The sequence below is a fragment of the Janibacter sp. CFPM2_SD2 genome, from assembly GCF_057364645.1.
In genome coordinates this window covers 1-477 of the sequence record NZ_JBNFOF010000423.1, presented here as the reverse complement: position 1 = coordinate 477, position 477 = coordinate 1, and the positions used below count along the sequence as shown (strand labels likewise).

General features: G+C 76.3%; 1 protein-coding gene. It reads left to right on the top strand.

Annotated features, from left to right (window positions below):
• Positions 1-477: hypothetical protein (locus tag AC2W7J_RS18750; protein ID WP_485984321.1), on the top strand; the 477-nt coding region annotated here is incomplete at both ends.

The following is a 477-nucleotide window of genomic DNA, read 5'->3' as shown; positions in this document are numbered from 1 at the left end:
CTGGCGTGGGCGGGCGCCCGCGAGGTCTCTCGCAGCGACCTCGACGCCCTCTTCGTCACCCCGGCCGACGCCCGACGACGCACGTCGACGACGCCCGCAGCGGTGTCGGCCGCGACCCCGTCGTCGACGCCCGCTCGCTCGAGGTCGAGCGCAAGGGCGGCTGGCTGACCCACCCCCTCCCGTGGCTCGTGCTCCTCGCCGGCGGCCTGTCGATGTGGTCGGCACGGCACATCACCGGCGAGCTGCGCCACCGCACCGACTTCGGCCTCGTCGGCGGCGAGCTCCTCGGCGGGCGCGCGACGGCGGGCCAGCTGTGGGACAGCTGGTGGATGGCCTGGCACGGCCAGGGCTGGGGCTCCGGCACGGAGCAGAGCCCCGCGCTCGTCGTGCTCTCGCTGCTCTCGCGCCTCGTGTCGTGGATCCCCGGTCTCGGGGGCCAGCCACTCGCCGGCCGGCGTCGTGCTGGCCCTCCTCGTC